Source organism: Bacillus sp. ISL-51, from assembly GCF_018613535.1.
Taxonomy (GTDB): domain Bacteria; phylum Bacillota; class Bacilli; order Bacillales; family Bacillaceae; genus Bacillus.
Map to the genome: position 1 here is coordinate 341,809 of NZ_JAGGQB010000005.1, position 11,070 is coordinate 352,878.

Consider the following 11,070-nt stretch of genomic DNA (forward strand, 5'->3'; position numbering starts at 1 on the left):
CAAACGGCTTCCTTTTTCACTTCTGATGAAAATGTTTTGCGTTTAATCCTACTCTTTTCAGCATCTCCGTACACATTTCTATCTCTTCATCACTCAGCACACTGATCATTTCGTTTATCTCCGCCGCATGATCCGGGAAAATATCATCCAAAAGACGGATACCCTTTTCTGAAATTTGTGCAAAGGTCACCCTTCTGTCTGTCGGCGAGGCTTTTCGGATCAAGAGGTCTTTTTTCTCCAGCTTGTCAACGACGTATGTAATACTTCCGCTCGCTAATAAAATTTTGTCGCCGATTTGCTGCAGAGGCTGGTCGCCTTTGTGGTATAGCAGCTCAAGCACCGCAAATTCCGTCGGATTCAGGCCGTGCTTATGAATATGTTTATTCATATGATCGTTAATGGAACGATACGCACGTGAAAGTACAATAAATAATTTCAATGAGTTTTCTGTCTTATCTGTCATAAATCAATCATCCTTTTACAAAAGAAACCGTTACAGAGAAACATTAATAAACAAACTGAAAAATGTCAACAAAAACGCTTCCAAAATTTCTCTTCTTTTTGCAAGGCTTCATAAAATAACTTGTTTTTCTATCATTTTGGTTATTTTTTCTTATTAAAGCAGTATAAACAATGATATAATACCTCTATTCAAGTGTTATGTTGGAGCGATGCAGATTGAATACTTTTAAAGGTGCTCTGGGAAAGATCAAGCTTTATCTGATATTGGTGATCATCCCGGCACTTATTATCAGCTTTTTCATTTATGAAAAAGAAAAGCAGAAAATATCCGATAAACATATACAGGAAGCCAGTATGATGCTAAATCTTCACCGCAATAAGCTCAATTATTTAATTGGTGAAACAAAAGCCCGGATGACAACGCTTGCGATCGCTGTCGATAAGCCGGTCAGTGAAGAAAAAATAAATGAAATCCTCGATCAGGCTTTTGAAGATGAACCGAGATTCAGCGGGCTTTACATGCTGAACTCAAAAGGCGATGTCATAGCGAGCACAACCGATCTTAAATCAAAAGTGAACCTGGCGGACAGGCCGTATTTTACGAAAGCAAAAGAGACGAAAAAAACAGTCATCACAAACGACTACTCCAGCAGAATTACAGGCCAGCGCATTTTTACGATCTGTGTCCCGGTTTTAGACGCAAACCGGAAGGTCACGGACTATTTAGTCGCCGCCATCCAAGTAGATTATTTGAGAAATATGATTAATATGCTGAGCCCCGATGTTTATGTGAAGGTAGTGAACCAGAAAAAAGTGATATTCGCCAGCGGACATGCTGATCAATCAGAAGACGAAAAACCGGTCAGCGGTTATTTGGATGATATCAACTGGAATATCAATGTGTATCCTAAACCGGTTGAGTTGAACGAGTTGACCAAAAGCGTGCTGCTTCCAATGTCCAGCATTGCCGTGCTGCTTAATATTTTGTTCATTCTCGTTCAATATTATTTGCTGAAGCGCCAGACCCAGCTGGAGCGCGCTCAAAATGAGGCGCAAAAGCTCGAGCTGATCGGAACGCTTGCCGCGAGCACCGCTCATGAAATCCGCAATCCGCTTACCGGAATCAGCGGCTTCATTCAGCTTTTGCAAAAAAAGTATAAAACTGAGGAAGATCAGCTGTATTTCTCTATAATTGAGCAGGAGATAAAACGAATTAATCAGATCGTGAGTGAATTTTTGGTGCTCGGCAAACCGACCGCGGAAAAGTGGGAGGTTAACTCGCTTCAGGATATTCTCGATGAAATTATGCCGATCATTTATTCTGAAGGAAATCTCTATAATGTGGAAGTCGACGTGAAGATTCAGGTCGAACGGCCGCTGATGGTCAACTGTACGAAAGACCATATTAAACAGGTGATCTTGAATGTGGCAAAAAACGCGCTTGAATCAATGCAGGAAGGCGGCAAACTGGCAATCTATTTAGATGCCCGCGATCATAAAGCAGTGATTAAGGTCGTCGACAACGGAATGGGCATTTCTGAAGATATGCTGCAGCACATTTTTCTGCCATTTGTAACGTCCAAGGAAAAAGGCACCGGCCTCGGCCTTGTCGTGTGTAAACGTATCGTTTTGATGTACGGAGGTTCAATTGACATTCAAAGCGAGCCGGAAGAAGGCACTGTGGTCACCATTACCCTTCCTGCCGCTTCACGTTAAAAAAACACCCTGAATCGGGTGTTTTTTTATCTAAAGGAGCATATGTGTAAGAGGATGCATGCGGAGGTCGGCATCATGGCCTGCTGCAGATAAATACGAGGCGCTTCGCGAGCAGAATCAACGGGGTCTTCCCGTTAATAAAAACGCGTTCATCTTTAGGATGCCGCGCTTGTTCAGGAAGCGCTTTTGCTCTTCGTTATCTGTATTATCATCATTCATTTGTTTGCCTCATACGCCGGCATTACATCACCGCGGGAGAACAAGCCTATTTTCTTCACAAGGCCCTGTATTCCTTGATGATGTGTGTGTTCCCGGTTTATCATCTGCTGATACGCGTTCATCAGACAGTCCAGCTCCTGACTGTGTCTGATCGTATCATATCCTGTAAACCCCTGCCTGTTAGCGGCATCTATCATCATTTTTCTTTTTTCATCAATAGATACCAGCAATTTTTCTTGTTCAGAATAACTACCCATTCACTTCACCCCTCACCGCTAAAAGAATAGGAAACAAGTTTGATTGGGTTATTGAGCATTATTACAGATTATACTTTATTTGTAAACATTTTTTTACTAAATAACTTGATTTTTCATTTCATATTGGAATCTTTAGCAGGATTAAGAGAATAATACCCAGTTGTATGATCATGTAAACGGCATTTCGCATGTTCCGGCGGCGGAAAATAGAAGTTTAGCAGAAAACGGAGGATGATGACTTTATATTAAAATACCGTCAACAAGAAAAACCCCCCACGCGTTTTTCTGCGTGAGAGGCTTGTGTTTTCGTTAGTTTTGCACTCTTTCATTTTCGTAAATCGGAACCCATCCTTCTGACGTAACGAAAATCCTGACTGCGACGACTTTGCGGTCTTCTTGAAGCGTAAAGTAGTGGCGGATGTTTTCCGGAACCGAAATTAAATCTCCCGGGTTCAAACGGACATCAAAAAAAGTGCCGTCTTTGCCTTGAATGACGAAGATGCCGTGGCCGCTGACGATAAAGCGGACTTCATCATCGGTATGGTGATGTTCTCTTTGAAAGTTTTTCAATAATTCATCAAGATTCGGAGTCGTATCTGATAAAGATATGACGTCTTGGGATTTATAACCGCGCCGTGCGGAAATGTCTTGAATCTCCTTGTCAAAAGCAGCAAGAATCTGCTCTTTTTCGTCTTCTGTCAAATCATATTTTTCTGAAAGCTCAGGCGGAAGTTTATCAATGTTCCACTGCTCATAAATAACCTCCTGGTCGTCTAAAAAGCGTGCTACTTCCTCTTGGTTTTCTATTAATGTATTTTTTTCATCATGAATTCTGATCGTTGCCATTTTGATTCCTCCTCTTTATTTGACAAGCTGCGGCCGGAGTGACAGGAGCTTGATATGATAGCTGAATAAAAACTCATAGGCTTCCAGCACCCTTTTTGCCTCAAACGCATTTTTCCCCCATGCCGTAATGCCGTGGTTGCGGATCAGCACGGCGCCGGAGTCGCTCACCGCGTGTGCTGCGAAGCTTTCAGCCAATGACGGAATATGTGCGGGATTGTCAATAATCGGAATGACCACCGCAGCGTTTTCCTCCCAAAAGCCGAGCGCTTTAATGATTTCCTGCCCCTGAAATGTAATTTGTTTTTCATCGCGGTACAGCTCTGATATCACATTATTATTTATCGTATGGATATGCAGACAGCAGCCCGCATTTGTCTTTTGATACAAATAGGTATGCAGAAGCGTTTCCGCTGACGGCTTTAAGGTATGGCCGGTTTCAGCGGGTTTCCCGTCCTGATCGACTAAGAGAAAATCTTCGTCTGTTTCTTTCCGTTTATCCTTGCCGCTTGCCGTGACGAGAAAGGTTAACGGCTCATCAGAGACTTTAATGGAAAGATTGCCGCTTGTCGCCGGGAACCAGTCTCTTTCAGCCAGCTCACGCTTTACTTCGGCAAGTTCGCGCCAGCGCTCTTGTTTTGCAGCCATGCCTGCACCTCCCCCATGTTTTCAATGCCGCTTTTCACTTCGTAAAAATCATGAAAAGGAAGATGACGCAGCCCGAGCTCCTTGCATTCATCCAGCAAGTAATCTCTTGCAAAACACATATCAGATAACTTGGCAGCCTCGACATCCGTAACGGAATCACCGATCATGATGAGAAACTCCTTTTGGTCTTTTGAAAGCTTTCGGATGACTGACGGTTTGCAGCAGCCGCATTGGTTTGTACAGCCCTCGTCACAGGCATGAGGCCATTCAATCTGAATATGTGCATTTTCAAAAGACGCGTGATTGCAGAAAATACGCTCCTTTTCCACGATTCCATCCAAAAGCGGGTGCACAAAAAAGTCCATCCCGCCGCTTACGACATAAAACGGAAGGCCGTTTGACCGGACGAACGAGACAAACTCCACAAAACCGTCCCGTATGTTCGCATCCTGCAGAACAAAATCTCTCAGCTCTTCTTTTAAGCAGCTCGGCAGAAGCCCGAACATCCGGCCGACGCCCTCTTGGATGGATATGCTTTTAGACAGGACGCCATCCTTTAAAGCGAGCCATTCAGGCGGTGCGAATTCTTTCATGATGCTGATAATGTTGTCGTTCATTGTAACCGTTCCGTCGAAATCACAAATAATCAGCGGTGTTTGGGTCATACGGCTTCCGCCCTCCCCCATTTATCTAATGCGAGCTGAAGGTCTTTGCACGCTGCCGCTTTTTCTTCTATCGGCTGCCCTTGAAGCACCGCATCGATAATGGCGCGGAACGCTTTTCCTCCGCCTTCGGCGCCTCTCGGATGCCCGTGAATCCCGCCGCCGGCGTTAATGATATGATCAATTCCGAAATCACGCATCAATAAAGGCGCCATGCCCGGATGAATGCCTGCCGACGGAACTGCAAATGAAGGCTTGAAGACATCTTCCTTTACACATTCGTCGTGAATGGCGAGCGCTGTCTTTTTCGGAAGAGCCACCGACCCGTAAGGTGACGGAAATAAACTGAAATCGGCGCCGCAGCACCGGTTCAGCTTACCAAGCAAAAGTGCATGCGATAAACCGTAGACGGGAGATGATGTGAACGCGCCGCTGACCGCCGGGTGCGCCATGATCGGAAGCGGGATGTCCGCATCTTCCGCAAGGCTTTGCATAACGTCTAAGCCGTAGGCGAACACATTCAATAAAAGGGCGTCGGCTCCAAGCTCGGCAGCGCGTCTTGCTTTGTCCCGCAGGTCAGCCGTCCGTCCCGTAAGGTTTACCGCATACAGTGTTTTATGCCCGGTCTCTTCACAGGTTTCCTTCAAGACACGCTTCCCTTCTGTAATACGGGTTTCAAACGGGGCCAAATCATTTTCAAAGAAAATTTCGTCATCTTTAATGATATCAACGCCGCCCAGCGCCTGCTGTCTGAGCTGATCTTTAATGTCAGTGAGATCCCGTCCGATTACGCCTTTAAAAATGCTCATTAAAAGCGGTCTTTCAAACTCGCCGATCATTTTGCGGATGCCGTATATGCCGAATTTCGGCCCGGGCAGGGAGCGTTTAAACGCCTCGGAAAATTCAAGATCAGTCAGTTTCATTTTTCCGTCAAGCGACAGCTTCCCGAACACTGTTGTCAGCACTGCCGGAATATCGTTTGAAAAATTAACCTCAGGATAGGCAATGGTAATGACCGCCTGTTTTTCGTTTTCAGCGGTTCCTTCTTTCTTCTCAACCTTTACCACCCGGCCCTTATGCCGTCTGAGCTGATCCTGCTTCAGCTGGGGCAAATCCGTCCAGGAGCCTACCGTCAGCCCCGTCGCAATTTGTTCAGCCCGTTTCTCACTGTCTCCCGGGTCCGTCAAAAGATATGTTGCCAATACTTCGCTCATGCGTGAACTCCTCTCTTTCTTTCGCAAAACAATAAAAAACCTCTCCTGTTTGAGCAGAAAGAGGTTTCAAGGTTTCGTGTTATGTCCGAATCTTATCTCTCAGCTCCTGCTGCAAGAATTAGCACCGTGCTTTATCAGTCGGTTGCCGGGCTTCATCGGGCTCGTCCCTCTGCCTGCTCTTGATAAGAATAATGATTTTATAAATTATTTCGAATTATCCCATTGTTTTCTTGTAATGTCAATGCTTTTTCGGGCGAAAAGATTTAGTTTTCCGATCCGGTCCGCCGCCTCTTTAAGTCTTTCTTCACTTGTCAAAAGACCGACTCTGATGTAGCCCTCGCCCCATTTTCCAAAGCCGTTTCCCGCTGCGACCGCGACATTGGCCTTTTCCAGAAGCAAGTCTGAAAATTCCTGTGACGTATAGCCGGCGGGCACAGGCAGCCACGCGAAAAAGGAGCCGGCCGGAGCCGTCACTTCCCAGCCGATATCGCGGCAGGCCGTGATCCACGCATTGCGCCTTGATTCATACCTGTCATTTTGCTCGGCGACACATGTCTGATCCGCTAAAAGAGCCGCTGCAGCAGCCTGCTGCACCGCAGGGAACAAACTGACAAACATGTGGTCTTGGTACAGGTTGATCGCTTCGATGACTGATCTGTTCCCAATGGCAAATCCAACCCGCCAGCCCGCCATATTGTAGGTTTTTGACAGCGTGTAAATTTCAATTCCGGTTTCTTTTGCCCCGTCTGTCTGCAGGAAACTCAGCGGTTTGTGCCCGTCAAAGCCGACGGCCCCGTAAGCGAAATCATGAACGGCGCAAATGCCGTTTTCCTTTGCGAAGCTGACCGTTTCCTGAAAAAACTCCGGTGTCGCCACAGCCCCAGTCGGATTATTCGGATAATTGAGATACAGGAGCTTCGCTTTTTTCCGCACTTCTGCGGAAATCGCGCTGTAATCCGGGAGAAAATCCCTTTCTTCCGTCAGCGGCATCATTTCCATTTTTGCTTTCGCTAGGGCAACGCCTGACCAGTAATCGGGATAACCGGGGTCCGGCACCAGAATCGTATCACCCGGGTTTAACAGGCATTGCGGAAGCTCAACAAGCCCTGCCTTGCCGCCGAACAATACGGCTACTTCAGTTTCCGGATCGGCAGTGACGCCGTACTCTCTTTCGTAAAAAGCCGCTGCTGCCTTTTTAAAGCTGTAAGAGCCGCGGAATGATGAGTATTTATGATTTTCCGGCCTTTCGACAGCGCGTTTCATTTCTTCTACGATATGCTGAGGAGTAGGCTGATCAGGGTTTCCCTGCCCCAAGTTAATTACGTCTTCGCCTTCTTTCAGCTTTCGGTTCACCTTTTGCACCAAAGATGCGAAAAATTGTTGAGGCAAATGTTTCAGTACATCAGAGAATTCAAAGTTCATATTTTCACCTTCTAAAAATGTCTTGAAATGATAGTCCATCATCATATATGGTTAAATAAAAAAAGTAAAGAGAAACTTGGGGGAGTTGTAAAAAATGAAATGGACCGTTTCTTGTTTGCAATTTGATATTTCATACGGGAATCCTTCAGAAAATATAAAAAAAGCAGAATCTTTTATCGAACGAGAAAGCCGCCATGCCGATGTTTTGGTGCTTCCTGAATTGTGGACGACAGGCTATGACCTCACACGCCTTGATACATTGGCTGATGAAAACGGTGAAGCCTCAAAGCAATGGCTCCGGCAAACGGCGAAAACATATAACGTGCACCTCGTCGCCGGATCGGTTGCGGTTAAAGAAGGAGATAACGTCTATAACACGATGTACATCGCCGATAACAACGGACAGATCAAAAAACAATATCAAAAAGCGCATTTGTTTCAGCTGATGGATGAACACCTGTATTTATCAGCCGGCAGCAGCGATGGTTTCTTTGAGCTTGACGGCGTAAAGTGCGCCGGGCTGATTTGCTATGATATCCGCTTTCCCGAGTGGGTCAGAAAACATACGGTGAAAGGGGCGAATGTGCTGTTTATTTCTGCGGAATGGCCTCTTCCCCGCCTTGATCATTGGAAAAGCCTGCTTGTCGCAAGAGCGATTGAAAACCAATGTTTTGTCGCGGCATGTAATTGCACGGGTTCTAATCCCGATAATGAATTTGCCGGCCACAGCCTGATTATCGACCCGTGGGGACGGATTTTAGCCGAAGGAGGACAGACAGAAGGCGCCGTTCGGGCGGAAATCGATGTATCAGAAAGCGCGGCTGTACGCAGCACCATTCCTGTCTTTAATGATTTGCGGAGTGATTTATATTAATTTTTTGAAAAAAAACGTTGACAAAAAGATCAGGCTCCTGTTAATATTTTCATCAACTGATTAATTCGAATTGTTATACAAATCAATATATTTTTCTCTTATCGAGAGTTGGGCGAGGGATTGGCCTTTTGACCCCAACAGCAACCGACCGTAATTCCATTGTGAAATGGGGCGCGTGATTTTTGCGCCGAGACGATTTGTCTCTTAAGGCACGGTGCTAATTCCATCAGATTTTATCTGAGAGATAAGAGGCGGACTTTACTGTTTCAGCCTCCTTCTCTTCAGAGAAGGAGGCTTTTTTTACGGACCTATTCTCCGGACAACATCTTTTTACACCACTACATAATTGGAGGGGAAATCCATGCCAGCAACGAAAACAAGTGTTTATGAACAATTAACCGAAAGCTCAGCTGCCGCGTTAGCCGTTAAGCTCGGCTTATTCCAAAGCAAAAGCACATTAACGTGCCGTGAAATCGGCGACGGCAATTTAAATTACGTCTTTCATGTTTATGACAAAGAAAACAATAGAGGACTGATTATCAAACAAGCGATTCCTTATGCAAAAGTCGTCGGTAAAAGCTGGCCGCTTACCATCGACCGTGCAAGAATCGAAAGCAGCGCGCTGATCCGCCAAGGCGAACATGCGCCTCACCTCGTTCCGTCTGTGTATTATTCAGATACAGAGATGGCTGTGACCGTTATGGAAGATCTCTCCCGCCTGCAAATTTCAAGAAGAGGATTGATTGAGGGTAAAAACTACCCAAATTTATCAGTCCATATCGGTGAATTTCTCGGAAAAACGCTTTTTTACTCATCCGATTATGCGCTTGATGCAAAAGTGAAACAGCAGCTCGTAAAGCAGTTTACGAATCCGGATCTCTGCAATATTACAGAAAGGCTTGTCTTTACAGAGCCGTTTCTTGACCATGAGACAAATGATTTTGAAGAGGAGCTTCGCCCTTACGCAGAAAAGATTTGGAACAATTCCCGATTAAAAACGGAAGCAGCCGAGCTGAAAGCCATATTTTTAACATCAGCCGAAACATTGGTTCACGGGGACCTGCATACGGGAAGCATATTTGCCGGTGAACACGAAACAAAGATCATTGATCCCGAGTTTGCCTTTTTCGGGCCGATCGGTTTTGACATCGGCCAGTTTATCGCAAACCTGCTGTTAAACGCCCTCAGCCGGGACGGTGAAGACAGACAGCCTTTATATGACCATACAGAGGCCGTATGGGAGACATTTGTGAAAACGTTTAGTGAGGCGTGGGAAAAAGACAGTCTCATTTCGTGCAGACACCGGCTTCACGAAACGCTTCAAACCGCATTTGAGGAAGCCGTCGGTTTTGCCGGATGCGAGCTGATCCGCCGCACGATCGGGCTTGCCCACGTGGCCGACTTAGAAGAGATTGTGCCGTTTGACAAACGTATTGAAAGAAAGAAACTGACACTTGAAATCGGCGCCTTTTATATCGAAAACCGAAAAGAACTGAAAAGCATCACTGAAGTTTTGGAACAATTTAAGCTCCGCGTAAAGGAATGATGGATCATGACGAATGAATTTGCCATCCCCCGTTCTGTTGAATGGAAGGAAACACACATCAACATTTTAAACCAACAAAAGCTCCCGGAGATTACTGAATATGTGGAGCTGACGACGAAAGAGGATGTATTTGATGCGATTGTCACCCTGAAAGTAAGAGGCGCTCCGGCCATCGGCATAACCGCGGCGTTCGGACTCGCACTTTGTGCTAAATCGATAGAAGCTGCGGATGTTTCTGACTTCCGCCGTCAGCTTGCATCCATCAAAGAATATTTAAACAGCTCAAGACCGACGGCTGTCAACTTGGCGTGGGCGCTTGACAGGCTTGAGAGTTCCATCAGCCATGCCATTTCAATCAATGAAGCGAAAACCACTCTTGTCCATGAAGCCATTCAAATCCAAGTTGAGGATGAAGAAACATGCCGGATGATCGGCCAGAATGCCTTGCACCTTTTTAAAAAAGGCGATCAGATCATGACCATCTGCAATGCAGGTTCGATTGCCACAAGCCGCTACGGCACGGCGCTTGCGCCTTTTTATTTGGCGAAGCAAAAGGATCTCGGCCTCCATATTTACGCATGTGAAACACGGCCGGTATTACAGGGATCACGGCTGACGGCATGGGAGCTGATGCAGGGAGGAATTGATGTGACTCTCATTACAGACAGCATGGCCGCCCATACGATGAAAGAAAAACACATTTCAGCTGTTATTGTAGGCGCTGACAGAATCGCTAAGAACGGTGATACGGCCAACAAAATCGGGACGTACGGTCTCGCGATTTTAGCCAACGCGTTTCAAATTCCATTTTTTGTCGCCGCCCCGCTTTCCACATTTGATATGCGGATTGAGAGCGGTGATCAAATTCCTATTGAAGAACGAGATCCTGAAGAGGTAAGGCAGATATCCGGCGTGCGCACCGCTCCTGAAAACGTACCCGTATTCAATCCCGCCTTTGACATCACCCCCAATCATCTGATTTCGGGTATTATTACAGAGAAAGGGATTGTGACCGGTTCATATCAGGAAGAAATCGAGCAATTATTCGCAGATTGCCAGATCATCTGAAAAACCGCTGATGATACTGCCTCCTCTTCAGGCAATGTCAGCGGTTTTTTTGTTTACACAATTTGACCATTTCATCTCTTTGGACGGCTGATATCAGATGCAATTTCAGAAACAGCTCTGCATAACCGGCTATTTTTTC

11 protein-coding genes and 2 riboswitches are annotated in these 11,070 nt (G+C 45.9%); of the genes, 4 read left to right on the forward strand and 7 right to left on the reverse strand.

Features of this window, described 5'->3' with window-relative positions; translation table 11 throughout:
- Positions 1-16: 16 nt before the first annotated feature.
- The gene (gene mhqR, locus J7E26_RS06480) at positions 17-463 is read right to left on the reverse strand and encodes a MarR family transcriptional regulator MhqR (protein WP_214799715.1); all 447 of its coding nucleotides are present in this window, start codon (positions 461-463) and stop codon (positions 17-19) included.
- Positions 464-660: 197 nt separating this feature from the next.
- Here mhqR and J7E26_RS06485 point away from each other — a divergent pair, with 197 nt between their 5' ends.
- Positions 661-2,178, forward strand: coding sequence for a sporulation kinase KinD (locus tag J7E26_RS06485; RefSeq protein ID WP_214799717.1), 1,518 nt, complete (start codon positions 661-663; stop codon positions 2,176-2,178).
- Between the two features lie 215 nt (positions 2,179-2,393).
- On the opposite strand, the gene spo0E is transcribed toward J7E26_RS06485, so the two are convergent.
- The 6 genes from spo0E to J7E26_RS06515 all read right to left on the reverse strand — a co-directional run bounded on the left by spo0E (position 2,394) and on the right by J7E26_RS06515 (position 7,443).
- Positions 2,394-2,654, reverse strand: a complete 261-nt coding sequence (gene spo0E, locus J7E26_RS06490) for an aspartyl-phosphate phosphatase Spo0E (protein WP_214799719.1) — start codon at positions 2,652-2,654, stop codon at positions 2,394-2,396.
- 309 nt (positions 2,655-2,963) lie between these two features.
- Positions 2,964-3,500 carry a 1,2-dihydroxy-3-keto-5-methylthiopentene dioxygenase gene (locus tag J7E26_RS06495; RefSeq protein WP_214799721.1) on the reverse strand — a complete coding sequence of 179 codons (537 nt, stop codon included), beginning with the start codon at positions 3,498-3,500 and terminating at the stop codon, positions 2,964-2,966.
- A 15-nt stretch (positions 3,501-3,515) separates the two neighbouring features.
- Positions 3,516-4,145, reverse strand: coding sequence for a methylthioribulose 1-phosphate dehydratase (locus J7E26_RS06500; RefSeq protein WP_214799723.1), 630 nt, complete (start codon positions 4,143-4,145; stop codon positions 3,516-3,518).
- Positions 4,103-4,810: a 2-hydroxy-3-keto-5-methylthiopentenyl-1-phosphate phosphatase gene (gene mtnX, locus J7E26_RS06505; RefSeq protein ID WP_214799726.1), complete on the reverse strand. Its 708-nt coding sequence runs from the start codon at positions 4,808-4,810 to the stop codon at positions 4,103-4,105. The genes J7E26_RS06500 and mtnX overlap by 43 nt, the downstream gene beginning before the upstream one ends.
- Positions 4,807-6,021, reverse strand: a complete 1,215-nt coding sequence (gene mtnW / locus J7E26_RS06510) for a 2,3-diketo-5-methylthiopentyl-1-phosphate enolase (RefSeq protein WP_214799728.1) — start codon at positions 6,019-6,021, stop codon at positions 4,807-4,809. The genes mtnX and mtnW overlap by 4 nt, the downstream gene beginning before the upstream one ends.
- Positions 6,022-6,110: 89 nt before the next feature.
- Positions 6,111-6,210, reverse strand: a riboswitch (SAM riboswitch).
- 15 nt (positions 6,211-6,225) lie between these two features.
- Positions 6,226-7,443, reverse strand: a complete 1,218-nt coding sequence (locus J7E26_RS06515) for a pyridoxal phosphate-dependent aminotransferase (protein WP_214799729.1) — start codon at positions 7,441-7,443, stop codon at positions 6,226-6,228.
- Between the two features lie 94 nt (positions 7,444-7,537).
- Here J7E26_RS06515 and J7E26_RS06520 point away from each other — a divergent pair, with 94 nt between their 5' ends.
- The 3 genes from J7E26_RS06520 (at position 7,538) to mtnA (ending at position 10,931) form a co-directional block, all read left to right on the forward strand.
- Positions 7,538-8,317, forward strand: a complete 780-nt coding sequence (locus J7E26_RS06520; protein WP_214799731.1) for a carbon-nitrogen family hydrolase — start codon at positions 7,538-7,540, stop codon at positions 8,315-8,317.
- A 95-nt stretch (positions 8,318-8,412) separates the two neighbouring features.
- A riboswitch (SAM riboswitch) is annotated at positions 8,413-8,568 on the forward strand.
- A 110-nt stretch (positions 8,569-8,678) separates the two neighbouring features.
- On the forward strand, positions 8,679-9,863 hold the full coding sequence (gene mtnK, locus J7E26_RS06525) for an S-methyl-5-thioribose kinase (RefSeq protein ID WP_214799733.1): 1,185 nt from the start codon (positions 8,679-8,681) through the stop codon (positions 9,861-9,863).
- 6 nt (positions 9,864-9,869) lie between these two features.
- A complete protein-coding gene (mtnA, locus tag J7E26_RS06530; protein ID WP_214799735.1) occupies positions 9,870-10,931 on the forward strand; it encodes an S-methyl-5-thioribose-1-phosphate isomerase in 1,062 nt (353 codons plus the stop codon).
- Positions 10,932-11,070: the final 139 nt, after the last annotated feature.